Source organism: Paenibacillus sp. J31P13, assembly GCF_056269295.1.
Genome location: NZ_JBWDNR010000007.1, coordinates 1 through 26,766, shown reverse-complemented (window position 1 = coordinate 26,766; position 26,766 = coordinate 1). Strand labels below are relative to the sequence as shown.

Annotated in this window: 26 protein-coding genes and 1 rRNA gene; 16 read left to right on the top strand and 11 right to left on the bottom strand. The window is 42.0% G+C overall.

The window, feature by feature from the left end; genetic code table 11:
• The first annotated feature begins 293 nt into the window (after positions 1-293).
• Positions 294-887 carry a chloramphenicol phosphotransferase CPT family protein gene (locus AC0YOD_RS21205; protein WP_475801332.1) on the top strand — a complete coding sequence of 198 codons (594 nt, stop codon included), beginning with the start codon at positions 294-296 and terminating at the stop codon, positions 885-887.
• Positions 888-947: 60 nt separating this feature from the next.
• Positions 948-1,352: a VOC family protein gene (locus tag AC0YOD_RS21200; protein WP_475801331.1), complete on the top strand. Its 405-nt coding sequence runs from the start codon at positions 948-950 to the stop codon at positions 1,350-1,352.
• A gap of 641 nt (positions 1,353-1,993) precedes the next feature.
• On the opposite strand, the gene AC0YOD_RS21195 is transcribed toward AC0YOD_RS21200, so the two are convergent.
• Positions 1,994-3,076 carry a branched-chain amino acid aminotransferase gene (locus AC0YOD_RS21195; protein WP_475801330.1) on the bottom strand — a complete coding sequence of 361 codons (1,083 nt, stop codon included), beginning with the start codon at positions 3,074-3,076 and terminating at the stop codon, positions 1,994-1,996.
• A gap of 132 nt (positions 3,077-3,208) precedes the next feature.
• Here AC0YOD_RS21195 and AC0YOD_RS21190 point away from each other — a divergent pair, with 132 nt between their 5' ends.
• The 4 genes from AC0YOD_RS21190 to AC0YOD_RS21175 all read left to right on the top strand — a co-directional run bounded on the left by AC0YOD_RS21190 (position 3,209) and on the right by AC0YOD_RS21175 (position 7,968).
• On the top strand, positions 3,209-4,105 hold the full coding sequence (locus AC0YOD_RS21190; protein ID WP_475801329.1) for a LysR family transcriptional regulator: 897 nt from the start codon (positions 3,209-3,211) through the stop codon (positions 4,103-4,105).
• Between the two features lie 28 nt (positions 4,106-4,133).
• Positions 4,134-5,498 carry a UTP--glucose-1-phosphate uridylyltransferase gene (locus AC0YOD_RS21185; RefSeq protein ID WP_475801328.1) on the top strand — a complete coding sequence of 455 codons (1,365 nt, stop codon included), beginning with the start codon at positions 4,134-4,136 and terminating at the stop codon, positions 5,496-5,498.
• 388 nt (positions 5,499-5,886) lie between these two features.
• The gene (locus AC0YOD_RS21180) at positions 5,887-6,639 is read left to right on the top strand and encodes a methylenetetrahydrofolate reductase (RefSeq protein WP_475801327.1); all 753 of its coding nucleotides are present in this window, start codon (positions 5,887-5,889) and stop codon (positions 6,637-6,639) included.
• Between the two features lie 135 nt (positions 6,640-6,774).
• A complete protein-coding gene (locus tag AC0YOD_RS21175; protein ID WP_475801326.1) occupies positions 6,775-7,968 on the top strand; it encodes a M14 family zinc carboxypeptidase in 1,194 nt (397 codons plus the stop codon).
• A gap of 75 nt (positions 7,969-8,043) precedes the next feature.
• On the opposite strand, the gene AC0YOD_RS21170 is transcribed toward AC0YOD_RS21175, so the two are convergent.
• Both AC0YOD_RS21170 and AC0YOD_RS21165 read right to left on the bottom strand, forming a co-directional pair.
• A complete protein-coding gene (locus AC0YOD_RS21170) occupies positions 8,044-9,780 on the bottom strand; it encodes an ABC transporter ATP-binding protein (protein ID WP_475801325.1) in 1,737 nt (578 codons plus the stop codon).
• Positions 9,749-11,542 carry an ABC transporter ATP-binding protein gene (locus AC0YOD_RS21165; RefSeq protein WP_475801324.1) on the bottom strand — a complete coding sequence of 598 codons (1,794 nt, stop codon included), beginning with the start codon at positions 11,540-11,542 and terminating at the stop codon, positions 9,749-9,751. Before AC0YOD_RS21165 ends, AC0YOD_RS21170 begins: the two co-directional genes overlap by 32 nt.
• Positions 11,543-11,841: 299 nt before the next feature.
• On the opposite strand from AC0YOD_RS21165, the gene AC0YOD_RS21160 reads away from it, so the two are divergent.
• From AC0YOD_RS21160 to AC0YOD_RS21135, 6 genes are all read left to right on the top strand, one after another.
• Complete coding sequence (locus AC0YOD_RS21160; protein WP_475801323.1) at positions 11,842-12,996, top strand: serine hydrolase domain-containing protein; 1,155 nt, start codon at positions 11,842-11,844, stop codon at positions 12,994-12,996.
• A 72-nt stretch (positions 12,997-13,068) separates the two neighbouring features.
• Positions 13,069-14,256 carry a serine hydrolase domain-containing protein gene (locus AC0YOD_RS21155; protein ID WP_475801322.1) on the top strand — a complete coding sequence of 396 codons (1,188 nt, stop codon included), beginning with the start codon at positions 13,069-13,071 and terminating at the stop codon, positions 14,254-14,256.
• Complete coding sequence (locus AC0YOD_RS21150; protein ID WP_475801321.1) at positions 14,247-15,062, top strand: ABC transporter permease; 816 nt, start codon at positions 14,247-14,249, stop codon at positions 15,060-15,062. Before AC0YOD_RS21155 ends, AC0YOD_RS21150 begins: the two co-directional genes overlap by 10 nt.
• Positions 15,059-15,841, top strand: coding sequence for an ABC transporter permease (locus tag AC0YOD_RS21145; protein WP_475801320.1), 783 nt, complete (start codon positions 15,059-15,061; stop codon positions 15,839-15,841). The genes AC0YOD_RS21150 and AC0YOD_RS21145 overlap by 4 nt, the downstream gene beginning before the upstream one ends.
• 38 nt (positions 15,842-15,879) lie before the next feature.
• A complete protein-coding gene (locus AC0YOD_RS21140; RefSeq protein WP_475801319.1) occupies positions 15,880-16,869 on the top strand; it encodes an ABC transporter ATP-binding protein in 990 nt (329 codons plus the stop codon).
• A gap of 215 nt (positions 16,870-17,084) precedes the next feature.
• Positions 17,085-18,263: a glycosyltransferase family 39 protein gene (locus tag AC0YOD_RS21135; RefSeq protein ID WP_475801318.1), complete on the top strand. Its 1,179-nt coding sequence runs from the start codon at positions 17,085-17,087 to the stop codon at positions 18,261-18,263.
• A gap of 65 nt (positions 18,264-18,328) precedes the next feature.
• Here the strand turns inward: AC0YOD_RS21135 and AC0YOD_RS21130 are convergent, their stop codons facing one another.
• From AC0YOD_RS21130 to AC0YOD_RS21120, 3 genes are all read right to left on the bottom strand, one after another.
• Positions 18,329-18,757 (bottom strand): hypothetical protein, encoded by a 429-nt coding sequence (locus tag AC0YOD_RS21130; RefSeq protein ID WP_475801317.1) that lies wholly within the window; start codon positions 18,755-18,757, stop codon positions 18,329-18,331.
• 88 nt (positions 18,758-18,845) lie between these two features.
• Entirely contained in the window at positions 18,846-19,664 is an 819-nt protein-coding gene (locus AC0YOD_RS21125; RefSeq protein WP_475801316.1) for an SDR family oxidoreductase, read from the bottom strand.
• A 200-nt stretch (positions 19,665-19,864) separates the two neighbouring features.
• Positions 19,865-20,044: a CsbD family protein gene (locus AC0YOD_RS21120; RefSeq protein WP_475801315.1), complete on the bottom strand. Its 180-nt coding sequence runs from the start codon at positions 20,042-20,044 to the stop codon at positions 19,865-19,867.
• Between the two features lie 170 nt (positions 20,045-20,214).
• Between AC0YOD_RS21120 and AC0YOD_RS21115 the strand changes: the two genes are divergently transcribed.
• On the top strand, positions 20,215-20,703 hold the full coding sequence (locus AC0YOD_RS21115) for a hypothetical protein (RefSeq protein ID WP_475801314.1): 489 nt from the start codon (positions 20,215-20,217) through the stop codon (positions 20,701-20,703).
• Positions 20,704-20,924: 221 nt separating this feature from the next.
• On the opposite strand, the gene AC0YOD_RS21110 is transcribed toward AC0YOD_RS21115, so the two are convergent.
• Positions 20,925-22,178: a hypothetical protein gene (locus AC0YOD_RS21110; RefSeq protein WP_475801313.1), complete on the bottom strand. Its 1,254-nt coding sequence runs from the start codon at positions 22,176-22,178 to the stop codon at positions 20,925-20,927.
• Positions 22,179-22,185: 7 nt separating this feature from the next.
• Positions 22,186-22,761, bottom strand: coding sequence for a hypothetical protein (locus tag AC0YOD_RS21105; RefSeq protein ID WP_475801312.1), 576 nt, complete (start codon positions 22,759-22,761; stop codon positions 22,186-22,188).
• Between the two features lie 109 nt (positions 22,762-22,870).
• On the opposite strand from AC0YOD_RS21105, the gene AC0YOD_RS21100 reads away from it, so the two are divergent.
• Positions 22,871-23,365: a DUF1572 family protein gene (locus AC0YOD_RS21100; protein ID WP_475801311.1), complete on the top strand. Its 495-nt coding sequence runs from the start codon at positions 22,871-22,873 to the stop codon at positions 23,363-23,365.
• A gap of 466 nt (positions 23,366-23,831) precedes the next feature.
• Entirely contained in the window at positions 23,832-24,818 is a 987-nt protein-coding gene (locus AC0YOD_RS21095; RefSeq protein ID WP_475801310.1) for a phosphotransferase enzyme family protein, read from the top strand.
• An 80-nt stretch (positions 24,819-24,898) separates the two neighbouring features.
• Here the strand turns inward: AC0YOD_RS21095 and AC0YOD_RS21090 are convergent, their stop codons facing one another.
• The 3 genes from AC0YOD_RS21090 to AC0YOD_RS21080 all read right to left on the bottom strand — a co-directional run bounded on the left by AC0YOD_RS21090 (position 24,899) and on the right by AC0YOD_RS21080 (position 26,228).
• Complete coding sequence (locus AC0YOD_RS21090) at positions 24,899-25,330, bottom strand: SET domain-containing protein (RefSeq protein WP_475801309.1); 432 nt, start codon at positions 25,328-25,330, stop codon at positions 24,899-24,901.
• 177 nt (positions 25,331-25,507) lie between these two features.
• Positions 25,508-25,918: a VOC family protein gene (locus AC0YOD_RS21085; protein ID WP_475801308.1), complete on the bottom strand. Its 411-nt coding sequence runs from the start codon at positions 25,916-25,918 to the stop codon at positions 25,508-25,510.
• A 73-nt stretch (positions 25,919-25,991) separates the two neighbouring features.
• The gene (locus AC0YOD_RS21080) at positions 25,992-26,228 is read right to left on the bottom strand and encodes a helix-turn-helix domain-containing protein (protein ID WP_475801307.1); all 237 of its coding nucleotides are present in this window, start codon (positions 26,226-26,228) and stop codon (positions 25,992-25,994) included.
• A gap of 479 nt (positions 26,229-26,707) precedes the next feature.
• Between AC0YOD_RS21080 and AC0YOD_RS21075 the strand changes: the two genes are divergently transcribed.
• Positions 26,708-26,766, top strand: a 16S ribosomal RNA gene (locus tag AC0YOD_RS21075); the annotation flags it as partial.

The following is a 26,766-nucleotide window of genomic DNA, read 5'->3' as shown; positions in this document are numbered from 1 at the left end:
TAGAGCTTTGGCTTTGGGGGTGTTTTTGCATTGTTAATTTGAAGGAAGAGAAGATTCATCGGCATGCGATAATAGGTTATTCTCCTATAAATGCCAGTCCGGTGTCTCTTAGTTTCGCTCCAAAAATACACGCTATTCTTTTTTATTTACCTATATTATAATAATCTTCATCCCAATAATCCAACTATTACCAGTTGTTCGTTTTACATCTAATTCTATAGAAATATAAGAAACGAGTATATTTGCAGGAACGCTTTGTAAAAGAAATGAGCTTAAGCGAAAGGAGATTTCTAATGGAAAAAGGACTTATTGTATTTCTGAACGGAACTTCTAGTGCAGGGAAAACAAGTATATCAAAGAGCTTAATAGAATTATCAGATATGTCATTTATGCATCTATCTGTTGATGAGTTTTCAATGGGTATCTTTCAAAGCTATTTAGGATGGATGCAGAGTCAAAACCCTAAGCTAGAAGAAATTAGCGAAGAACAGAAGCAAGCTTGCGGTGAAATATTAACAAAACCTCTTGTTACTCTCTTTCATACGACCATTAAATGTCTTTCAGAGATTGGCACGACTGTCATTGTCGATCATGTAGCGGGAGCCAATAAGGAGTGGCTTTCGGAGTGTGTCCAGTTGTTAGAGGGCAATCCGGTTATGTATGTAGGAGTGAAATGCTCACTGGAGGAGCTGGAGAGAAGAGAGACAGCAAGAGGGGACAGACATATCGGATTAGCGAAATCGCAATTCGAAAGTATGCACGCTCATGGAAATTACGATATAGAGGTAAATACCGACCAGATGAATGCGCAGGAGAGCGCTAAATTGATCTTTGATGAGATTAATACGGGTAAAGCGTTTAAAGCATTTCAATCGCTTAATCTTTGAGATGCTTTGACTATATAGCAGCGATTGAATTCAAAAAATGATAATGAGGAGAAGTGGAACATGTCCGAAAAGCTTAGCTCGCTTAGCATATTAATGGTTTCTGATTTGCCGAAGGCTCAAACGTTTTATCGTGATATATTAGGCTTCAACGTTACCGATTGGTGGGCAGAGCGCGGCGGCTTGGAGGGCGTAGCATTAAAGCTGTTTCAAGCAGCTAATCCTGCTGATGTACGACCGAATCCACGTCCCGCAGGCGGTGGTTATGCCGTAGATATTCAGGTATACACCAGCACTTGGCGACAATTGGATGCCTTATATGAAGAGTTTCGCAGTAAAGGCGCCATTATTTCAGTAGAGCCGATGATTTATGCAAACGGTGGACCGTGGAAGGAATTCGTAGTTGAGGATATGGATGGCTATCATCTAGCCTTTGGCGGTACGGATGGCGACCCGAGCGGTTCATAGATCAGGTGTAGAGCTAAAAATTAGCTCTATTCAGATCGTCAATGCCCAAAAACCACCTCAAATCCATCATAAGCAAGTGATTAGAGCTAGAAACTAGCTCTAATCACTCCAAACTAGCTAAAACTGAACAAATAGAGCTAGAAATTAGCTCTATTCTAATCGCCAATGCCCAAAAACCACCTCAAATCCACCATAAGCAAGGAAATAGAGCTAGAAACTAGCTCTAATCACTCCAAACTAGCTAAAACTGAACAAATAGAGCTAGAAATTAGCTCTATTCATATCGCCTATGTCCAAAAACCAGCTCAAATCCGCCATAAGCAAGTGAATAGAGCTAGAAACTAGCTCTAATCACTCCAAACTAGCTAAAACTGAACAAATAGAGCTAGAAATTAGCTCTATTCATATCGCCAATGCCCAAAAACCACCTCAAATCCACCATAAGCAAGTGATTAGAGCTAGAAACTAGCTCTAATCACTCCAAACTAACCAAAACCGACCAAATAGAGCTAAAAATTAGCTCTATTCTAATCCCGTACGCCGCAAACCGACGAAAACTCGCTACAAACCCATCAACTCCAAAGAAAAAAGGCTGTCCCACAAGGTCATTGACCTTGCGAGACAGCCCTTTTCTTTATTACTTAAGCATAAACATTCGTTGCTTCAACCATCCAGCCAAATGGATCAGCAATTTTGCCCATTTGAATGCCGGTTAGAGTGTCATATAGCTTTTTGGAAAGCTCACCGGTTTGGCCTTCGTTGATAACAAGAACCTCATCCTGCCAGTTCAACTCACCGATCGGTGAAATAACTGCTGCGGTACCCGTACCGAAAGCTTCCTCCAGCTGGCCGTTACGACTAGCCTCATATAGCTCTTCAATCGTAATTGGACGCTCTTCAACAGGAATATTCCAATGCTTCAATAGATGAATAATAGAGTTGCGAGTCACGCCGTCCAAAATACTGCCGTTTAGCATTGGTGTATGAACGGTGCCGTTAATTTTGAAGAAGACGTTCATGCTGCCAACCTCTTCGATATATTTGCGGTGAACGCCGTCGAGCCAGAGCACCTGCGAATAACCTTTTGCGGAAGCAAGCTCCTGTGCTTTAAGACCAGCAGCATAGTTGCCGGCAGTCTTCGCTTCACCCACGCCGCCTTTTACAGAGCGAACGAAATGCGATTCAACGAAGATTTTAACCGGATTAACACCTTCTGAATAGTAGGCGCCTACCGGCGACATGATGATGATGAATTGATATTGTGTGGATGGTGCTACACCAAGCTGCGGCTGAGTTGCAATAACAAAAGGACGAATATACAGCGACGTGCTTGGGGCTGTAGGAATCCAATCCTGATCAACATCAATCAGCTTCTTCAATGCTTCGATTGTAAAATCGACATCAAGCTCAGGAACGCTTAAACGTTCATTAGAACGGTTCATCCGTTGTATATTTTTTTGTGGTCTAAATAGTAGAACACGACCATCATCGGTTTTGTAAGCTTTTAAACCTTCGAAAATGGTTTGACCGTAATGAAATACTTTAGCTGCAGGGTCCAATACGATTGGTTGATACGGGATAATACGCGGTGAATGCCAGCCCTTATCGGAATGGTAATCCATAATAAACATATGGTCCGTAAAATGATTGCCGAATCCAAGCTGATCGGCGGATGGTTGTTGTTTCTTGTTTTTCGTTAATTCGATTTCAAATGATTGAGGCAAATGGTCCATCTCCCTTTAATGATCGATAAATGAATTGGTTAATTGAATGCTAACACTACATGCGATATATTTAAAATATCTATTTTATTGAATGGCCATACCTTTTGGGTATACATGATCGGGGTGATCGATATGGACATACGGCAATTAAAGTATTTCTTAACTATAGCACAAGAAGGACAAGTTACGCGCGCAGCAAAGGTACTAAACATTGAACAACCTCCCCTCAGCAGACAGTTAAAGCTAATGGAAGAGGAGCTTGGCGTTAAGCTCTTTGAAAGAAATGGGAAGGGGCTTAACCTCACTGAATCAGGAGAATTGCTTAAGAAAAAAGCAGAATCGCTTCTTCTTCAATTCGATGAATCCATAAGAGAAGTGAAAGGAATGGAGGAAGGGGTGCGCGGCATCCTATCGATCGGCTCCGTTGTTTCCTGCATTTCCCTGCTGCCAAAGCGAATTGAGCTGTTTCGGGAAAGGTATCCTCAGGTTACTTTTAAGATATCCGAGGGTGATCACTTTTATTTAGGCGATAAGCTGGAGAAGCGGGCGATTGATCTGGTGGTAGCTAGACTTCCATTTGAAGCGCAGAAGCATCCACAGCAGTATTCCGTATTACCGCTGCCGTCTGATCCATTTGTTGCAGTTATTCCAAGCTCATGGACGGAATACTCCAGCAAGGAAACGATCCACATGATGGATCTAGCGCAGTTTCCTTTCCTTACATTAAAGACAGACAAAACGACTCGCATGCATGAGCAGGTTGTGAATGAATGCAAACACCACGGCTTTGTGCCTAATATTATCTGTGAATGCTCAAGTGTTGCGATTATTATGTCCTTAATAGCAGGCGGTATTGGTGCCACAGTGTTTCCGAAATCGGTCATGTCTTCCTTCCCCAGCACCGTTGTGAAAATGCTGCATATTGAAGATGCCGACTTTGAGTCCGATGTCGGAATCCTGTGGTTAAAGGATCACTATTTGTCCAAACGTGCGAAACAGTTTATCGAGAGCTTTCGTGAGGAGTTATAGTTCAGTCTAATGAGGTGAAGCATAACAAATGACTAATCCTATAAATGAGTTGAGAATAAAGCTGAAGCAATATAATCAGGAGCATTTGCTGCCTCTTCTGGATAAATTACCGATAACGGAGAAAAATAAACTAACAGAACAATTGAGTGCCATTGATCTTGAACAGCTAATGACGGTTATACATAACAAAGACGCAGCTACCGCCCAACCGCGAAACATTTCGCAAATATATGATGAAGACTGGTACAACTATAATAAAGAGGAACAAGATGCTTTTACGAAAAAAGGGATGGAACTTCTGCAAAATGGGGAAGTTGGCGTTATCGTAGTTGCTGGAGGACAAGGGAGCCGCTTAGGCCATGATGGTCCAAAAGGGACATTGGATATTGGTCTTCCATCAGGCAAGTCGTTATTCCAACTGCAAGGGGAGCGTTTACTGAAACTCTCCGCTCAAGCTGGGAAATACATACCCTGGTATATCATGACGAGTCCAGAAAATCATCAGGATACGGTAGATTTTTTTGAAGCTGCTCAGTATTTCGGTTATCCGTCGGAGGACTGCTTCTTCTTTCAGCAAAATACGATGCCTGCCTTGGATCATGAGGGCAGGTTGATCCTTTCGGAGGATGCTTCACTAAAGCTAGCGCCAAGCGGGCATGGGGATTGCTTCGCTTCCTTGAAGAGATCCGGAGCACTGGCGGATATCAAGCGACGAGGTCTAAACTGGTTATTTTATTGCAACGTAGATAATGCTCTTATTAAAATAGCTGACCCTGCTTTTATTGGCGTCGCAGCCACGAAGGATCATCCCATTGCAACGAAAGTGGTTGAGAAGATGAATCCAGATGAGAAGATCGGTATCCTTTGTTTGAACAATGGTCGTCCGACTGTTTTTGAATATAACGAGATTCCAGATCAGCTATTGAAAGAGAGAGAGCCTAGCGGCAGATTGCTTTATCATTTGGGCAACATATCTATCCATTTGTTTAAAGTGGATTTTGTAGAGGCGTATGCGGACGCGGACATTCCCTTCCATGTCGCTTCCAAGAAGATGGACTATATGGATGCAAAGGGCAGTATGATTTCACCGGATGAGCCTAATGCTTATAAGCTTGAACGTTTTATTTTTGACTTTTTTCCTTTGACAGCGGAAATGACCGTATTGATGGGGAGGCGTGAGGAAGAGTTTGCCCCTGTGAAAAATAAAGATGGAGAAGATAGCCCAGAAAGCGCACGTAAGCTTGTTCTTCAGCTGCATGAGAAATGGCTGCTTGCGGCTGGTATGCCGATTGAGGAACTGGGATCAGGAGAGTTTGAGGTGTCTCCATTGCTTTCATATGGTGGAGAAGATTTGGACACCCGTATTTTATCTGATCTCCTCAGAAAGAGTTGAGCAATTATTGTAGGAAGTATATAATAAATGGAATGAAATCACGACACTAAAGCGGGCAGCTTTAGTGTTTTTTTACGGCCTTCAGAAGGGTTATCAGAGCGAACTTGAAAAAAGAGGGACTAGCTTACCCATCCTTATTCAAAATGAATGAGCTGTTAAAGGCTGGCGGGGCATAAAACAAAGCCTGTTTAAGCATGCAGACTCATCAAAGGGGTTATATGTAATATAAGAATTTATGATAAATAAACATCATTATACTTATTGGTAAATGGTATTAAAATTCGATATTATGTATTATTATACAATGTATATAAAAAGAGTCGGATTTAAATAAGTTTTATCATAAACTTATATTCTATTATTAAGCATGAAGTAAGGGGACTATGAAGTGAGAGTTTCGCTAGAGCTTGTTCCAAGAGATGCAGAAGGGCTAAGAGAAGAGCTGGCACTAATAAAATCTCAATTTCCTTCTATCAATACGATTAATATTCCAGATTTAACGAGGTTCGACCTTAGAAGCTGGGAGGCAACAAGCCTCTCCAAACCTTTCTATAAAAATTCTATTCCGCATATACGTGCAATGGACTTTGATGCTAGAGAGCCCTTTCGAATGATTGAGTTTCTGGATACGCACCAAATTGCTGAAGTGCTCGTTGTTACGGGAGATGCTCCTAAAAATAGCGATCATGAGGTTTATCCTACGACCTGTATTGAACTGATTTCAAAAATCAAACGAGAGCATCCGCACATGAAGGTATATTCGGCGATCGATCCTTACAGAGACAGTATTCGCAAGGAATATGATTATGTGCAAAGGAAGCTGGAGGCGGGTACGGATGGCTTCTTCACTCAGCCTTTCTTTGATCTGCGATTAATGGAGCTTTATTCGGAAATGCTGGATGGCGCTGATATATTCTGGGGTGTTTCGCCTGTCATTTCGGACAAGTCCAAAAAATACTGGGAAACGAGAAATAATGTCGTTTTTCCTAAGGACTTTCAACCGACACTAGAGTGGAATATCGATTTTTCGAGAAGAGCGCTAGCTTATACGGAGCAAACGAATAGCAATATTTATTTTATGCCTATTAAAGTGGATCTTACAGCTTATTTCGACGGTGTTTTTGGCAAAGTGCTGGTATAAGCGTTTCTTTTGCTGGAATGACTTGTATCACTTGAATCTTCAACTTGTCCCCTCCATACAATAAAGAAAGTGGGCTTATGCTCATGTTATCGAGGCTAATATGGCTTCGAAAACCTTTAGGAGGATACGACAGACATGAAGATAACCGTGCGTCGTGGCGATACATTATGGGCTTACAGTCAGTTATTCCAAATAACGCTTCCACTGCTGCTTGATTCTAACCCAAACGTCAATCCGGATGCATTAATGCTAGGTCAGACCATTGAAATACCGGGTTATACGGTTAGTGTTCACAAAGTAGCACAAGGGGAAACGCTTTGGCAGATTGCGAACGTTAACGGAGTTTCATTGGATGCGCTCATGCTGCTTAATCCTATGGTGCAGCCTAATGCGCTGCGTGTTGGACACATGATTCGGATTCCTAAGCGCGTAACAGCGATGGTTGTTCAAACGACACGTCCTTATGATTATGGCGATATGCTGGAGGATCTTGACCGGCTTGCAGCGATCTATCCCTTTATGCGTCGTCAAAGCATCGGTTCCTCTGTTATGGGGAAAGCTCTCCCGGAAATTCGTATTGGCAGAGGCTTGAAAGTCGTTCATGCAAATGCGTCCTTTCATGCAAACGAGTGGATTACGACACCGGTGCTCATACGTTTTCTTAATGAATATTTATTGGCGCTGACGAACAACGGCAGCATTCGTGGACTTGCAATGAATCCTCTTTATTTGTCAACGACGCTGTCTCTCGTTCCAATGGTGAATCCTGACGGCGTGGATCTTGTTATTAACGGCCGGCCAAGCCAAGAGCCATATCGAAGCAATGTGCTTGCCATAAATGGAGGAAGCGAAGACTTTAGCGGCTGGAAAGCCAATATTCGCGGAGTGGATTTAAATAACCAATTCCCTGCATTATGGCAGCAAGAAGCAGAGAGAGGTCCTCGCGTTCCTGCGCCCCGGGACTATGCGGGTACAGGCCCGCTTACGGAACCGGAATCGCAAGCGATGGCAGAGCTAACGCGTAACAATAATTTCAGTCGTATCCTGGCATTTCATACACAAGGAAAAGTAATCTTCTGGGGCTTTCAGGGTCTTGAACCTCTGCCAGAATCACAAATACTTGTAAATGAGTTTGCGAGAGTCAGCGGTTATAGAGCCGTTCAATATGCAGACAGCTTTGCAGGCTATAAAGATTGGTTTATTCAAGATTGGCGTAGACCTGGCTTTACGATTGAGGTTGGCCAAGGTACCAATCCGCTGCCATTAACGCAGCTTGAGGAAATTTATCAGGATAGTTTAGGTATTCTGCTTGTTGCGTTATATAAATAATATAAAATGAATGAGGCTATCCCGATCATGAACCATTTCGGGGATGCCTTTTTCTTTTTTTACATGGAATGATGATTATTGCGTTTGCTCTGACCAAAGCTCCGTATATATATCAGAGCACATGAGTAATTGATCATGTTTGCCTTGTGCGGTAATTTGACCGTTATCCATTACGAAAATAACATCAGAGCGTAAAGCAATATTCAATCGATGTGTTATGAAAATAAGCGTCGTTCCTTTCATTTTTGCAAGCATGTTATCAAGCATTCTTCGCTCGGTTCCTTGATCTAGTGAAGAGGTTGCCTCATCAAGAATGAGGATAGCTGGCTTCCGAAGAAATGCGCGCGCCATACTGATTCGCTGCCGTTCTCCGCCTGATATTTGCAGAGCCTGTTCACCAACTTGCGTATACAAGCCCTCGGGCAGACTAGAAATCCACTCTTCCAATTCTGCCATACGGACAGCTTCAAGAACGGATTCGATCTTGAACGCCTCACTGCCGTATAAAATATTGTCTAGAATTGTTCCGCTTCTAAGCATAATATCCTGCGTAACCGCTAGCACCTTGCTTCTATACCAAATCATATCCAATTGATGAAGAGGAGTACCATTCAAACCTATATAACCAGCATGGGGTTGTCGAAGCCCTACCATCAGTTCACCAAGCGTTGATTTGCCTGACCCTCGATGCCCTACAATGGAAACAACAGAGCCTTCTTCTATGCAAAAGTTAAGCTCTTGCAACACTTGCTTCTCCTCATAAGAGAAGGACAAATGCTCGCCTTCCAGCCTCAGCGGCACCGTGGGTATAGATCCATTGCGATCTTGCTTTACTGGAAAGCTGATAGCTGCTGTACGCTCAACTGCCGGAACAGCTCTTATGACGTCCAGAACCATTTCAATAAAAGAAACACCAAATGGGCGCAGCCAATTATAAACAGTGACAAAGGCCACTAAAGAACCGATGGACAGCTGCTGTTGCAGAACAAACCAGCCGCCAACCACGTAAACGACTACAAGAATGATTGCGTTTAATAGCGAAGTGACCAGACGAACAAGATGTGTGGTCATCATGTTTTGTTTCGTGTAGATCCATTCCTGATTCAAGAAGTCTTTAACATTCCCGAGCGCGTGTTCTTCTTGTCCAGTTGCTTTGATGAAGGAAGCACTCGATACAAGTTCTCGTACTTTTTCCGATACAGAAGAGTTTTGCTTTGCTGTTAAAGCAGCCTGGCGTTTTACTTTTGGACCTAGAATCGACGTGAGAACAGCTTGTCCAGCCCATATGATGAGAACGACTCCGCCTAATGCGGGCTGTAAATAAATTAAAATGATCGAACCGCTAATAATAGTAACAATGTGGAAAATCATAAATCCTAGATGCCCGTTAACCATCTCGGTCAATAACCGAGTGTCATCTAGTATGCGAGTCATAAGATCGCCATATCGGCGCTTGCTCAGCCAATCCAGTGGTTGATGCTGGATGCCATTATACAAATCTGCACGTCCTCCAGCAGATAAGCGAATGAAGACTCTGCCCCACATGTTCTCAAATATAATCATCATACTGCCTGTAAGTGGTGCGACCACCATGCATAAAGTAACAATAACGAGGAGATTCCAATTTTGCTGCGGAAGGATAGTTTCTAATATGTACTTCGATAGGAAGGGAGGAATCATAAATAAGAGGCTTCCTAGTATGTTTTTCATTAAAATAAGAGAAATATTGTTTCGATAGGCTAATAGCTGTTCCTTTACATAACGTGCAATAGCTTCCTTTTTATTTAATGCTGGCAATAGGCTCTCGTTCATGATTCTCCCCTCCTTCCATCGTTAAATGTTGATTCGATTGCTGTACATCATTCATCTCCTGCTGCCAAAGCTTGCTGTAAAGACCTCCTGCACGCAAAAGCTCCTCATGAGTTCCCTGCTCTACTAATTCGCCTTGGTCAATGACTAGAATACGGTCAGCCATAACAGCTCCGCGCAGTCGATGAGTGACATTGATTCGCGTTATGCCTTTAGCAAACTTATTTAAAGCGTCATAGACGTTGGTTTCGCTCTTCTGATCCAGTGAGGAGGTGGCTTCATCGAGCAGCAGGATGTCTGGTCTCTTGAGCATAATGCGGACAAATTCGAGTAATTGCCGTTGTCCGCCTGAGAGCGTATCCCCATTAGGACCTAACATAGATTCATAGCCTGTGGGAAGTCCAGCAATAATGTTATCTGCGCCAAACACCCTCATCCATTGATCCAGTGAGGCTTCATCTGCTCCTGCAAGATAAGTTAAGTTGCGATAGAGCGTGTCTCTGAACCAAACACCTTCCTGCATGACATAGCCGACTCGGCTGCGGAGGGTAGACGCATCCAGCTCCTGCAGAGGAACACTGCCGATCGCAATATGACCTGCTGTTGGCTCCTGCAAGCGTAAAATAAGCTTAAGCAGTGTGCTCTTTCCTCCACCGCTAGGACCAACTATGGCGACATGCTCGCCTGGTGCAATCATAAAGCTAAGATTCCGAAGCAAGTCACCTCGTTCACCGGCGACATGGACACCCTTGAATGAAATAGCTCTTTCACGATAGCTGCCCATTTTTTTCAATCCGATTTGTTTGCCGGGCTCACTGGGAAGACGTAAATATTCTAAAATGCCGTGAATGCGAGCCCCTATATCCGCAAGACTTACATATAATTCGAAAAAGGAGCGCACTGGCGCATTAATTGCCGGTATAAAAGCGATTATCGTAACTAATTGTCCAACAGAAGCTTCACCTCTAATCATTTGCCATCCAGCAAATAGAAAGATAAGTGCTGGTGCCAATGAATCAGGTACGCGCGGGAATGTTCGATACATACTCTCTACGAGTCCTTCCTGATATTTAAGATCAGACCATTTCTGTTGCTCCGTGCTGAAGCTTTCAAATTGTTGACGCTCGGTTCCGTATATTTTGGTTTGCTTCATTGTATCCAGTTTTTCGAGAAGGCTTTGACGTAGAGAAGCATCATGGAGAACTAGCTTTTTTCGAGCAATACCTCTTTTTTTTCCGAAAATATGTACAGGAATGAACACAAGCAGATAGGAGGCTATTAGAATCACAGCAAGCTGCCAGTTCCAATTGAAGATGACGAGCATGGCCGCACTGGCGAGAAGAAGCTCTTGAATAAACCCGGGAAGCGTGGATAAGCCAAATTGCTGTATGACTCTCGTGTCTTGTGTAATGCGTTGAAGGAGTTCGCCGCGAGCTGTTTTTGTGAAAAAAGGGGATGAGGTGCGTAATACAGCAGCAAGCGTCTCTTCAATAAGCGAGTAGGAAAGACGAAGCATAGCTTTTGCAGAAACATACGCCCGAAAAGAGAAGCAAAGCTCTGTTAACAGCAAAGCGCTAAGCAATAGTAATGAGATTTGAATCATATGTTTTCCGCTGTGAAGAGTGATGTTGTCTATTAATTTTCCAATTAATACAGGAGCTGCAGCTCCACAAATAACGGCTGTCACCGTCAGCAAACTAATCAGCACGAAAGCCCCTTTAGCGCGGCTTAATTGTGCTATAAAGAAAACCATCCATTCCGGCATTTTAAACAAGCAAGTAACCACCCTTTTGAAAATGAAAGTAGATGTATCGTAGCAGTCGCTTCCAAATAAGGTCAAACGGTAAAAACGTGTGTTCGTATAAATGATCTGCTAGATAAGACTAGGGCGCAGAGACTTTTCTGAAAATGAATGCTTGAAATTGCTCGTTTTTTCTCGGCTTTTCTTAGTTTATTAAAACAATTTTTGGATGAAAAATGAGTAGACAGAGTGTATGGCATCCCTTAAAATGAAATTCATGCTTCTAATTACAAATATATCCAAACTAGGAGGGGTGTTTGATTATGCAACAAACGATAGGGATACATGAAGGTTGGACGGATGCGAAGCCGGAGGACGTTGGTTATGATGCGGGAGCTATTCAGAGACTAGATGATCATTATGCCGAACTGATCAATCAGAAAACGATCCAAGGCGCAAGCTATCTGTTATCGAGACGCGGCAAAGTTATTGCGCATCGCGCAATGGGCAAGCTGCGCTCCTCAGAGAGCAGTCCGGAACTACAGACGGATTCCATTCGAAAAGTATATTCCATTACGAAAGCGATTACAGCTGTAGCCATTCATCAGCTTATCGATCGTGGACAGTTGTTTCTTAATCAACAGGTGAGCAGTATTTTACCCGAGTTTGATACGAACAAGCATCGTGACATTACAATCTTTCATTTGTTGACCCATACATCAGGGCTCCGAGGAGATCCTGGATTTTTTAATGAGCCGAATTCGCAGCCTTGGTTTGAGTGGGCTGTGCGAGAGCTAAAGAAGCAGAGAAATGACATTGGTTGGGTTAAAGCGATCTTGTCGGGGCCGCTGCAAAACCTGCCGGGAAAAGAATGGATTTATTCCACGAGCTGTTACGCTATTTTGGGCGAAATTATTACTCAAGTATCCGGCAGGCATTATGAACAATACATCCATGATGAAATATTGACTCCTCTTGGTATGACTCATTCCTTTTTTCGAGTACCGGACTCCCTTACGGATAAAGTATGTTGTACGAATGATTGGGAAGAAGAAACGCTGACAAGACCATTGGAAGAAAAAGAGGGTACGCCCCCTAAAGCAGGCAACGGTATGTATTCAACATTAGATGATTTGTTGAAATTTGGACAGATGATGCTTGGCGGCGGCGAATGGGCAGGGAGTAGAATACTGTCGAAACGAGCGGTTGAGCTGCAAACATCCAATCATCTTAATGGGGTAGAGCATAATGGTTGGGGCAGCAAGCAGAAGGATTATAAATATGGATTGGGATGGTCGTTAGAGCATTTTGATTTATGCAGCAGAGGAACTTTCTCTCATGAGGGCTTCGGACATTGCGGATTGTTCGTTGATCCGGTTGAGGATCTAATATTTGTCTTTATGGTTCCAAGCGCAAAAGGATTTACCAATGAATCCGTTGTAACACCACGTGCCCTTGTATGGTCGGGAATCCTCTAGCCCATGCAACCTTAGGAAGGTAAGTTAACACATAAATGCTCTAAAACTTGATACGAAAATGGAGGGGAAAGCATGACCGTAACAAGAGAAGCTAATAGAATTGGACTGCAAGAGGCTGGTTTCGATGAATTGGTTCTAACTAGGCTGGAGCAGCATTTTGAAGAGATGGTTCAGAAAGAAAAAATACAATGTGGTTCCTATCTGCTTGCAAGGCATGGTGCGGTATTCGCGGATCATGCCGTTGGAAAGCTGCGATTTGATGGGTCTGATGCCGTATTTCAAAAGGACTCCATTCGACGCGTTGCCTCCGTTACGAAGCTGTTTACGGCAGCTGCTATATTCCAGCTCGTGGAACGAGGCAAACTTTTTCTTCGGCAATCGGCGGCGGAATGGATCGAGGAATTCAAACAGCCAATGTTCGAGAAAATGACGATTTTTGACTTGCTTACGCATACTTCTGGCCTGCAAGCTGATCCTGGTTATTTTCTTGAGCCCTATCCAATGGGCTGGTGGGACATTTTATTCGCATTCGAACCGGATACGGATCATTCCTCTTCCGAAACCAATGAAGCTGAGCTGGAGAAACAACGGAAATCAGCGTGGATTCGAGCAGTATTGTCGGGTAAACCTCTCGCGGGACCAGGTGAGCAGTGGATGTATTCATCGGCAGGCTATGCCATTCTAGGGGAGATTATAAAACGTGCCAGCGGAATTCCTTATGAGCAATACATTATGGAGCATATCGTAGAGCCTCTTGGCATGAGTCGCACATTCTTTGATGTGCCAAGCGAGCTGCAAGCTGAGCTTTGCATCATTAATGAGTATGAAGCCAAAAAGTTGACTAATCATAATGATCGCACTTATGCACCGCCCCGTGCTGGCGGAGGACTGTATTCGACGCTTGATGATTTGTTCCGCTTTGGACAAATGCTGCTAAACGGCGGTACCCTGGATGGTGTTCGTATTCTATCACGCAAATCCGTAGAGAAAATGACAGAAAACACGCTCAATGCCAATACAAAAGCTTACTGTTGGGGCGGCAAAATCGCTTCAATGACTTACGGTATTGGAGCATCGCTAACTGGTGCAGGAGAATGGATTGCGGAAGGTTCATACGGACATGAGGGAGCAGGACGCTGTAAGCTGGTCATTGATGCGAAAGCGAAAGCGGTAATCGTTTTTTTCGTACCATCTAATGTGGACTGGTGCCCAGAGTCGATAACGGGAACGCAAAACATTATTGGTTCAGGATGGGTTTAAGGAGATCAATAGCCGTAATACAAGCGATCGGATTTGCAACCTATAAGGAATGGGCTGCATTCCGGTCGCATATGGCGGCTTCATTGCTTGTCGGCCCTGTCCTGTTCTTAGTTCAAGTCTTTATTTGGCAAGCGATGTATGATGGCAAGGAATTGATAAACGGATTGTCGTATTCACAAATGCTCTCGTACTTCGGTGTGGCAACGCTGATTCATTATGTTGCTTTTGATTTTGCCGATTGGAATTTGCAAATGCTGGTTCGCAGCGGGAAGTTCGTAACCTTCGCGCTGCGGCCAATGCCGCATTGGCTATTCGCTTTGGCGCAGAAGATGGGGCATCGCTCACTTGCATTATGGATCGAGGTGCTTCCAGTTATGGCGCTGTTCATTTTCGTGTTTGGCGTCAATATGAAGCCTGCTGCTCCCGGCTGGGCAATCCTCTCCATATTGCTTAGTTTTCTGATGAACTTTTTTATTAATTACTGCGTTGGACTTACCGCATTCTGGCTGGTTCGAGCAGAGGGGGTTCGACGGGTATTTTTGCTGCTAAAGGATGTGAGTGCAGGTGTATTCCTTCCTCTCTCCTTCTTTCCGGAAGTGCTGCAAAAGATACTGTTTTTTCTGCCCTTTCAATTCATTACGTATTTGCCGACCCGTGTCTATATAGGGGAATACGAGCTGGCGGGCATACACTTGACGCTGGGACAAGCAGTAGGTCTTCAAGCGATTGCTGTAGCCGCAGCAGGATTAGTCATGATCGTATTGTATCATGCTGCGCTTAGACGGTTCTCGGGGGTGGGCGTATGAAGGGTATCCTGTATTGCTGGGCTGCCGTATTGCGAACAAAGCTAGCGGAGCAGATGGCTTATCGCAGCCATTTTGCATTAAGCGTATTGCTTCTCATAATTGGAGATTTGGTCGTTCCGTTTGTTACGTTACTCGTTTACCGTTCAGGAGCATCCTTCCCTGGCTGGACCTTGTATGAGGCTTTGCTTGTGCAGGCTGTCTTCGCACTGGCTAAAGGTGTAGCGTTTCCGTTTTTCTTCGGCATGGTTGGAACGACTCTTTCTCAAGTGAGAGAAGGTACCTTTGACTTGCTTCTTCTGAGACCGCGTCCTGTTATGCTAATGTCTATGCTTAGCGGCTTTGATCCGGATGATTTTGGCAGGCTGGTTAGCGGATCGGTATTGTTCGGTTATGCACTAAGCGGCATTGCGAGTCCATCTTGGGAGGCATGGCTCCAATTTGCGATGTTGTTTATTGCATCGATTGCCATTCTCTGCTCGGTATCACTCTTCCTATCAGGCATGTTGTTCCGATGGGTTGGCAGCAGCAGGGTATTTGATATATTTGATGCAGTGACCAGCTTTGGCATGTATCCAGGAACGATTTTCTCGAAATCGCTGCAAAATATTTTTACTTACGTGCTGCCTGTCGGATTAATTGCATTCGTACCAGCCTCGGCTCTCCTTGGAAGGAACAGCTGGGGGACGCTATGGGCGTTACTGCCTGCTTTTGTCTTCCTTTTACTTGGCGTTTTGTTTTGGAACCGTATGCTGAAAAGCTACACTAGCGCAGGAGGTTAACCCATAGCACGCAACGGCAAAGGAGGAGTAGAGTCGAAATGATAGAAGTTCGTAATCTAATGAAAACCTATATGACGCATGAACGAGGCCACACACTGCGAGATGTAGCTAAAAACCTTATTCGTCGTCCAATGAAGGAAGTACGTGCGGTAAATGATTTATCCTTTACTGTGGAGAAGGGGGAGATGGTCGCCTTCCTTGGTCCCAACGGAGCTGGCAAATCAACGACACTTAAGATGCTGACTGGCGTTCTTCATCCAACATCAGGGGAAGTGCGGGCGCTAGGACTTGTCCCATGGAAACAAAGGCGGGATTATGTAGCGAGAATCGGTGCTGTATTTGGCCAGAAATCACAGCTGCTCTGGGATATCCCTCCTGCGGATGCTTTCTATATGAATAAAGCAATATATGGTGTCCCTAATCATGAATATCGAGCAACACTGGATGAGCTAGTAGAGCTTCTGCAGGTAGGGGACGTTATGCGAAAGCCGACTCGCCAGCTCTCTCTCGGAGAGAGGATGAAATGCGAATTCATTATGGCGATGCTGCATCGTCCTGAGCTCGTTTTCCTCGACGAACCAACTATCGGTCTTGATATGATTGCGAAAGAAAATATTCGCGGCTTTATTCGAAGCATGAATCGTCAGGGGGTAACCTTTATATTGACGACTCATGATTTGGGTGATGTTGAGCTGCTGGCGGAGCGGGTCATGGTTATTAATCATGGAGAGATTGTTGTTGATGATTCGTTAAGCGGATTAAGAAGCCGTCTTGGTGATAAAAAATCTGTTCGTCTAACAACAGATATTGTTGTTCCTGATATCGAGCAGAGAGGCTTGCGAATACTGGAACGAATAGCTCCGTTTGAGGTGGAACTGGAAATAGACACCTCCCTATTGCCTCTAAAGCGGTTTATAAGTGAATTCAACGAAGTATATGGCATCATTGATATGGCGATTGAAGCGCTGCCGATCGAAGCGATTATGAAGGAGCTTTACTCAGAGGAAAAGGTATTTCAAACCGTGTAATCTAATGATCAAATTAAGAGGATGACCTAGCAGTGAAGTGGAGCTGTTGGGGCATCTTTTTTTATCTGAAACGGGAGCTAACTTTTGGGATAATGTTACATCTCATGCTATGATTCTAATAGGCTACTTTTTGTGGTTCAGCAGCAAGAGCTGTCAATCAACAGTAAAGGGAGTTTTTAATCATACGATCTGCAAAAACCAAGACGCTTATTTTTATGATTCTATTGCTAGTGGGTCTTGTTCTTCGCTGTTATTATACGGATTGGAATAAAAAACTGGTAGGCGATGAAGTCGGCTATAACAAAATGGTGCTCCAGCTGCTCCATGAGGGCGTTTATGGCTACACACCATATGATTATTCCAAAGAGCCCAATGCGTTTACAACACCAGGCTACCCGTTATTTCTAGCAGGCTGTTATGTCATTTTTGGTTACGACGGTGATAAACCGCCTATTGCTCAAATTCAAGCTCTGCAAATCCTTATTCAATTGCTGAGTGCAGTTTTATTCTATGCGATATCAAGAAGATTGTTTGAACATAGAGGAATTAGTTTGTTGATGATGAGTTGTATATTATTTCATCCATCATTTATATTGTCGCCTTTATTCCTTCTGACAGAAACGTTATACGGTTTCTTCTTCTTGTTGTTTATTTATCTATTAGTACGGGTTATGCAAGGCTTAAGTATAAGAAGGTTCCTCGGTGTAGGCATGGTCTTTGGCATTTGCATTCTCATTCGTCCTGCTATTGTACCTTTCATTGCAGTGCTTTTGGCTGGTGTCTTTATTTTTGTCAGAAAACAGCGTGAAGTATCCCTGTGGAAGTCGCTTTCGGCGATCATTATCGGATTTGTTCTCATCATGCTTCCGTGGTGGATACGTAATTTGGTTGCACTAGATCGAATTTTATTGCTAGCCGAACAGGGTGGAAGTCCATTGTTATGGGGCTCATTTCCATTCACGCGCTTTCCCAATGTTGAGGCTGGTCTAGATGCAGCAGAAATGGGGAGAATGGCATATCAACGTATTATCGAAGGCTTCAGCAATGACTTTTTTGTTTATTTCAGCTGGTATACATGGGGTAAAATGATGTTTTTTATCCGTGAAATATTTCCGGGATTAAGTTATTTAACGGTCAATCCGATGATAAGTTCAACGATTATTAGCATCCATATCATTCTAGTCTGTGTAGGGCTGCTTGGCTTACTGAAAATGCTCATTCACGAAAGAAGGAATGGCGCGTACATGATGGTTGCCATGCTTGCTTTTGTAAGCATATTGCTCTATCTTCCTTTCTCACCGACTCCTAGATATTTTTATCCGGTCCTGCCGCTTTGTTTTCTTGGCTTGGGATATTTGGTTTTATGCATATCTAGAAGAAAGAAGTCTCTCTGAACAACAAAAAGATGATGTCGGTTTAACGCCAGCATCATCTTTTTGTTATGAAATCTCATCGTTCTCTACATACATTTTTCTTCAACGGTTGTCTTCTCATTTTTGATGGTAACAGTTGAATAGCCAGATAAAGATTCTGTATAGGAGCAAACCCCTTTTTTAACAGTTTCTCCCCTTGAATCGGTATATTTCAAATAAACGCCGCCTTCACCAGTTAGGCTCAGTTTGGGCTTGATTTTCAATTTGTCACCGCTCTTAATGGTCTTCGAAGAAACATCCTTAGAGGAGCCCTCAACAATTCCTGTGTCTGTTGAATCACTTTCAATAGTTCCTGTTTCTATGGAAACGATATCGTAATCTGATTCATTATGTATGGTGACGGTAAAGCTTTGGAATTGTCGAATAAAATCAATGTTTGAGCGAATCAATGCAAATATGAGCAAGAAACATATTAGCGATACAGATGTGAAAATGATAATAAACTTTTTTTTCATATTTAAATGTTAGGCCTCCCTTTTTATGGATAGACGGAAAGAAGGCCAACTATGTTGCGTCGCAAAAAAAGAGCATCGCTGCTCTATTTTAAAGTAAGGTTTCCGTTCCGTCGATGTAAACCTCCGTTCCGGAAATATGACTAGATTCCTGTGATGCGAGAAACAGCACTAAATCCGCTACTTGTTCGGGTTGACCCGGTCCATGCTCCAGCGGCTGACTGCCCTCGGGGTATTTAACTGGGATTGTTATTTTATCAACTTCAGGCGTTTTATTTGTATTCTCTCCAATGTTCGTTTGAATAGCACCAGGGCAAATAACATTTACACGTATTTTATAGCGAGCCAGCTCCAGCGCAGCCATTTTGGCAAAGGCGACTTGACCGGATTTGGAAGCACTATAAGCAGACATGCCGAAACTGGAAAACTTGCGATTGCCGTTAATGGAGCTCGTAATAATAATGCTTCCGCCATTTTCCTTCATATGCGGAATGGCATATTTTACTGTGAGAAAAGTGCCCTTTAAATTCGTGGTTAAGGTTTCGTCCCATGACTCGGGTGTTAAATCCTCGATGGGCGCGACGGTGCCGTTAATACCAGCATTCGCAAATACAATATCTATACGACCAAAACGTTTGGCTGCTTCTTCTATCGCTTTCTGGACACGTTCAGGGTTCGATACATCTGTATCTACAAAAAAGGATTCTCCGCCTAACTCTTTAATTTGTTCCTCAACCGATTCCGTTCGATTGTCATTGAGATCAATGAGACAAATCTTAGCACCTTGCTGTGCCAATCGTAATGCAGTTGCTCTTCCAATACCTGAACCAGCACCCGTTATAACTGCAACCTTATCCTTTACACGTGGATCAGTTGAAGCTATTAATTTCTCACTTGTTTTCTTATCCATTTATATGACCTCCAGTTCTGCTCACATATTTCCAATCTAGTATTCCGCTTGATCATGTAATTATTCTTTGCGAAATCAAGAGGAATAGGATTACAACCATCTTACATTCATTTAACCTCTATGCAGGATAGATGAATCATTGTTTTAAAAAAAAGAACACCCCCTCAAAGGCTAATGCTTTGAAGGGGATGTTCTTTTGATTAGTGTTTATTTTTTAACTCACCGATTTTTTCTTGAACCTCACCTTTAACCTTATCTATTTTTCCCTCGGCTTGAAGACGGTGATTGTCTGTCATATTTCCAACCTGATCTTTGATCTCACCCTTTGCTTTGGAAATACCGCCTTTAATTTTATCGCTTGTGCCATTATGGTTACTCATAATCAACATCTCCTTTTAGTTAACGTTAATTATAGTTACCCTATTAATAGGGTTATGAAACTTGGACATGATTAACAGTCTGCATCTGCCAATGCGGAGTGAGTGCAACTTAAACTCCTATAATTCGTCTATATTTACAATTAAAACCTTGATTAAGGGGTGAAGATGAAATGAAAAAAATGTTTCCATTTGTGTTTTTTATAATCCTATTGGTCAGTTTTCTAAGTCCCAATAAAGTGCAAGCATGTAGTTGCTTTGAACCAATCGTCAAAGAGAAACTTGAGCGATCGAGTGTTGTCTTCACAGGTACTGTAGTGAGCAGGGATACAGAAGGCGGAAATATTTTTAGTGTGGATAAGGTTTGGAAGGGCGAGCTGAAAGACGGTTATGTGTTTAGCGGTTTCAACGGTATGTGCGGGACAGAGTTTGTAGAAGGAAATAAGTATTTGATCTACACCGAAAATGTCAAAGGCCAAGAAACAACGAGTATTTGCAGCGGCAATAAACTGATTGCAGATGAGGACGCAACGAAAGAAATGAAAGCTCTTGATGGGATGACAGAACCCCAGTGGAAAACCAACTATGTTTTGTATATAGTCCTTGGCTTTGCACTAATTCTTTCAATCGTTTTCTTTCGAACAAGATTACGGGGCAAATAATAACGGATGTAGATCTTGTTCTTCCGAAGTATAATTATGGATATACCGGCTGAGAGGGAAGATTTATTTTTGACTAAGATGAATTGGTCTACGGGACTAATTATCGCCGTAAAGAAATAGTGATAAGTGATAGGGCACTTGAAAGAATGAAGAACAGTAGAGGAGCTCTTTATACAAAGGCTCCTCTTTTATAGAAGACCATTTGATTTTAAAAGCCTTATTTATTTTTTTGAACGCTTTGTGAATGAACGAATGAGAATCAGTGCTGCAACAGCTATTAAAGTCGTGGAGCTTGCAAACCGGATATCGAATGCAGTGATGTTGCCTTCAACAATTTTTTTTGTAATATCATAATAGATGGGCAGCACCTGGGAAATAGTTAAAAATATAATGCCTATATTTAAAATCCAATTTTTTCGATCCGTGCTGCGAGCTGTAATGACTGTAATGAGATCTTCAAGAAATCCCTTATTTGTTTTATAAGTTTCTAATTGTTCTTGAATCTTGAATCCCTTGATAAAGGAGTTAGCAACGGCTTGCGTTGCACTGTATTTAAAGTTATTTAAGTTCCAAAGAAACATGGTTTTAGCAAAATCAAGATTGAGTTCTTCAATTACCTTCAATGATATGTCGGACTTGCCCTGCAGCTCCTCTGAGACGCGATGGCTGACTCGTGAAATAGCGACATCCTGCATGAGGAGGAGTTCCATAATAAATAGGGTTAATACATGATCTTGAATACGTTCTTCATAGGAGTTCTGGTATTCCTTGTAGATTTGGACAATGCTTGTTTCTTGTATGTAAATTTCACTTAAGTCATACTGGGCGACATTTTTGTTGGCTGCTTCTTTAAAGTTAGAGCCGATCAAATGATGTTTCATCATTTGGCTTCCATTGACTTCATTAGCAAGTAAATAAATAAGCTCCTTTTCATCAACTTTGGAAGAGAGGTTTGAAAAGGAACGACTCATACCCATCCGTTTCAACCCGAAATTTTCGTGCAGCCATTCTAATAGACATTTTGTATTCCCCTTATCATCGATTAGGAGCTCGTTGCGAGACATTTGATCCAAGATATGGGTTACCGATAGAGTGATGTCAGGAAAAACAAGTGTCACACTAGCTAGACCTGTCCCCTTATGAGTCGTCAAATAAACATTGACCGTCTGCCTCCCTAGTTCAACCTTATTTTGAACATCATCCGTTTGGCAAACGATGCTAACCTGACAAAGCAGCAAACGAGTTAAGTCTACAGAGAAGCCATCCTCCATTTCATAAGAGGAAACCGTTGAAATAGCTTTCAAAAAGAGATTACCTACTCTTTGTGACGGGGCGTTAACAGCTTGAGGGATGATTAATTCCTTTTCTTTTACGCAAGGAATCATGATATAAAGATCTAATGGAGGATATTGTGTCCATTCTATTTCAACCCTTGGCTCCTCTTGATTATCTGTACGTTCTGCTGTTTGAACCACAGTTGTCTCACATCCTATTCTTAAGTCGGTTTTGAATGCTATCAATAACTGTTTTCACAAAGGTCTCCATTATGGCGGAGTTTTCTTGTGTTTTGGCAACGGTTTGGAATCCTAGTGATTCAAGCAGCTTATAGCCTTTTGGTGAGATCGCATGCGCTAGTATCTTATTGAATTTCATACCCTGCTCCTGCAGAGCATGTATTCGATTCGCAAAGCCAAGTAATATATATTTCAAAGCATCAGAACCTTGGAAATCTGGATGTATAACGAAAGATATTATATAGAGATTATAGGTTTTACCCGTTTCATAGTCTTTGATTTGTTCTGGCGAAATTTGTGAGTCAATGAGCATTTCCTTCGCTTTAATGATGTCATACAATTCATCAATAATAGGGAAAGCACAGACATAGCCAATCGGCAGCCCATTTACCATAGTAATCGTAAAACTATTTTTATTTTTCTCGTATCTCTCCCAAACACTTTGAGTATCACCGAGTTGCTCTGCTTCATAAACCAATGTATCCAGCTGGAGCAGCTCCTCCAGAGCTCCTCTATCGAGATCGAGCCCGTAATTAATTTCCAAGCTATCACCACCCTAATCGAATTTCCACTATATTTTGATTTTAACATGAATTGGAGAAATAGACTCAAATGAAAGAATGAGTAATAGATGATTAATGGAGGGTGAATGTATGACCATAGGCTCGGAGTATTTAAAAACAGCTATCCACCAGTTTAAAGGAATAAAAGGTACGGCTGAAAAAGCAATGGAACAAATAAGGGAAGAGGAACTATTTTGGTCTTCTAATGAAGATTCCAATAGCATCGCTGTTATTGTGAAACATATGAGTGGCAATATGATCTCTCGTTGGACCGATTTCTTCACCTCAGACGGCGAAAAGAATTCGCGAGACAGAGATTCTGAATTTGTTAATAAAATACAAACTAAGCAGCATGTCTTGGAGGTATGGGAGCGGGGTTGGCGTATTTTCTTTACTGCACTGGAGGATATACAAGAAGATGATCTATTAAAAATAGTTACCATCCGAAATGAACCTCATACCGTTATAAAAGCGATTGAACGTCAAATGTCACATTATTCTTATCACGTTGGTCAAATCGTCTATATAGCCAAGCTTGTGAAGACAAGCGAATGGAACACGTTAACGATTCCGCGTAAGAAGTGATTTCTTCATATTGTCACGAATAAGAGTATCACGAACAAATTAATTGCTTTTGGGAGCTGAGGAAAAGTGAGGGTTGATGTTAGGAAAGCAATATCGAGGATTGAGGGAACGGCAGAATTTATCAAACGTTTATTCAGTGAAGCCATTGGAGGAGAATAATGGGAACGAAGTTTGGCAACATTCACATCAAGACAAGTGTTACACAAAAGGTACTAGAGGCTTTGCAGTATGATCTAAAAGAGATACCAAAATAAGAGGATTTCTATTACATGAATAGAGCAGCAATCTGAAACATGAAGTTCATGTTCCTGATTGCCGCTCTTTTATTTTTTACATGGAATAAAATAGCTCATTACTTAATTATTAGTTTAATTGAGAGAAAAACATAAGTCTATATCTTTTTAGGGAAATCCATTAATCTAGATGCATACCCGGCCGGGAAACACTTGAGAGGCGGAAGTCTAAAATGGTTAGTCAGACGTTATTGGCAAAAGCAGCAGATTCGTTTCAATTTCATGCCAATACATTGGTTTTTATAAGTAACTCGTGTAATGAAGTATATCGCTTCGCAAGAAACAATAAGTTTTACATATTGCGACTATCTGAGAAGCCTTCCTTATATGCAGATAAAATAAAGGCGGAAGTAGATTGGATAAGTTATTTAGTCGAGCATGGTGTACAGGCATCCATGCCGATTAAGACTAGAGATAATAAATTAATGGCTATATATGATGAGGAGGGTAAGCTGTTTATAGCAACTGCTTTCCATATGGCAGTGGGCGTGAGCTTTGACAAAAATGATCCACAGCTTTGGGGTCCCGCTATTTTCAATAAATGGGGTGAAACGATGGGGAATATGCATATGCTGACCCAATCCTATTCCTCTTCTGACATTGTTTCAAAAAGAGATAACTGGAGCATGATGGATATTGCAAATCCCTTTCTTCAGCAGGCTCCGTATAGTATACTCGTTCAAAAATTGAAATCGCTCGAAAATAAGATCAATGAGTTTCCAAAAAGTAGTGACTCCTATGGTCTGATCCACAATGACTTTCATCCTTATAACTTTTTTATCGATAAAGGCGAAATTACTGTTTTTGACTTTGATGATAGTATTTATGGCTGGTTTGCATTAGATATTGCAATTGCAGCTACTCACGCCGTTTGGTGGGGCTCGCCAAAGGATGATCGAAAATCCAAAAATGAATTTGCTAAGCAATTTTTACATGCGTTTTTAGAGGGCTACTTTACATACAATCAGTTGGATAGGTATTGGGTAGAACAGATTCCGATGTTTATGGAATATAGAAATATATGCTCTTACTTCTGGTGGCTCAACGGCTGGGATGGAGATGAAGGTAAGCTTTCGGTTGCTCAAAAAGATGCGATTGAACATGCTGTAAAGCTTATTCAAGCGGGGTTACCCTTCGATGGTTGCGACTTTGTTTTATAAGCAGCCTCCTTATCGGTCTCATAAAAAAACAGGCTGCCAGCAAGAGCTGACAGCCTGTTGTCTAATTATTGGAGAGCAACCTAATGGTTATCTTCCTTTTGTGAATCATCGTTCTGTTCTGTATCTTCTTCTGTATTGTCTTTATTAAACCATAGCGGCTCTTCGTTATCGACTTCACCATTATAATTGATAAGGATTTCGTCGCCAGCCTTAATATCTGTGTAAGCGAAGAAATCAACCGTATGGTTATCAAAGTTAATCTCATAATCGGCATTTGGCTCATAAGAATGATTAAATAGCATGCCGTATCCTAGCAAGAGAGCAGTGTGATGAGCACCATACTCAAACACGTAGTCAGCGAGGAATGTTTTCTCAATATGAACATGCTCTTCGTTAAGATAAGGAATTACGGGTGCTTCATGGATAAGGGCGCCTTTGGAGATGTCTTGTTTTGCAAATACCCCTCTATTGAACTCTCCATCACTAAGTTTGGAAGTTTTAATCTCAATCATTTTGGTCACCTGCGCGTTTTCTTTAGTCTATGAAGCCCCTTTATCGTAAAAGGATGCTAAACGAGTAAGGATGAAAGTCTTCATTTTAACTCACCTCTAGTAATATGGCAATAAAACGATAAAGTATTCAGCTTAGATTACGGAATAGAACCTCTGCTGAATCGCAATTGGAGTGTGTTATTGACGACAAACCATAAGCTTATTTCCATCAGGATCCTTCATAACGAACCATTGATCATTTTCAATTTCGGTTACCAGCTCTACACCGAGCTCTTTCATATAGCTTAGCGAGCTTTGCAAATCATCTGTTAGAAGCATAAAAGCAGGTGTTTGAATGGTTGGTGCTCCTTCAGGCTCTTTGCCGCCCCACATAGGCATCGTGTCCAAAATAATTCCGGGGCCTTGCATCGGAAGCGGGCATAGGTGGTCAAAAATGATTTCGCAGTCCTTTTCCTGAAAGCCAAGCACTCGGCAATACCAGCTTCGAGCTTTCTGGATATCTCTAACGGGAATGAATACACTACCGATTTTATTCATTATTGGGCTTTTTTTGACGGCATTCGTTACGGACTGCTGCTGATCATTCATTGCAATCCCTCCATGAATTAGTTTAAGTGCCTTTGGAACAATAGTCGGCTATCTGATAGGATTCAAACCCAAACTAAAAACCAATTTCAATAATAGGTGCAGTTGTTTTATGCAGCATACGTGCAGAGTCGCTTATTCTACGTTTTCGGACGTATTCTTTAATGGAGTGACCAGATACGGTGTAGAAGATCCGATATAACTGAGGTCTTGATATTGCCGCAGCATCAGCTATTTGATCCAGCTCGATAGGGTCGTAGAGATGTTCTTCTATATAATCGATTGCATGTTGCACAATAGTGATTGTATCCAAGGAGGCAACGCCCACTCTCAAGCAAAGTTATCTATGGATTGATTTTATCAAAAAAATGTAGGGAAGGAGTGTTTTTTTTTATCACATTTCCAAGTACTTAGTGAATGACATGTAACTCTCTCATTTAGAGACGGTCTCATTATGAAATAGAATCGTATTATAATGGGGAATAGGTGAAATTAATTATTATATAAAGATATATTGGAGCTTCTATACTTCTTTAATAGTAGACTTAATATTAAAATGCTTAAATAAATGATTATAAAAGAACTAATTATTATTTATTTTAAAAAAACACTTGCAATAGTCTAGGCATACATGGTATATTCTAATTCCGGCCGAGAGATACACGCGGACGGCAAGCAAAACAAGAAAGATAAGATTGCTCTTTGAAAACTGAACAACGAGTAACAAACTGCCTCGCAAATCCTTCGGGATGAGCGAAAAAGCGATAAAAGTTTTTGAGCAAGTCAAACACCAATTTGGAGAGTTTGATCCTGGCTCAGGACGAACGCTGGCGGCGTGCCTAATACATGCA